We start from the raw sequence: 382 nt of genomic DNA, 5'->3' as shown, positions 1-382 counted from the left end.
ATAGAGGCCATTATAAACTGGATCCATAATGCAAATGCCGGTACCCCATTTTTATTCAGCTTTGCCGTTTGCTTAAAGAATAGCCCATCCTTTGCCATGCTATAATATACCCTGGCTCCCGCCAATATCAATCCGTTATTGCAACCAAAGGTAGCGACCATGATCAATATGGCTATGATTACCGTTCCATCTGCACCAAAAATGACCTGCGAAGCGGCGATACCCACCCGATCTTTTGGGGTGGTGGCAATTTCCTGTAGAGGGAGCACAAAGGTAAACATGAGATTCAAGAGCACATAGATGAGTGTTACCAACAGCGTACCCAGTAACAGACTTAAGCCAATGTTACGTTTTGGATTATTCATTTCGCCCGCTACAAAGG

1 protein-coding gene is annotated in these 382 nt (G+C 44.5%); it reads right to left on the bottom strand.

All coding sequences use genetic code 11. The features are described from left to right. Positions 1 to 382: amino acid permease (locus JHD69_RS20730; protein ID WP_199142195.1), on the bottom strand; the 382-nt coding region annotated here is incomplete at both ends.

The organism is Pedobacter sp. ASV12, from assembly GCF_016429155.1.
In the GTDB taxonomy this organism is placed as follows: Bacteria; Bacteroidota; Bacteroidia; order Sphingobacteriales; family Sphingobacteriaceae; genus Pedobacter.
Note: the sequence above shows the minus strand (reverse complement) of the source record. Positions and strands in the feature narration are given on the sequence as shown.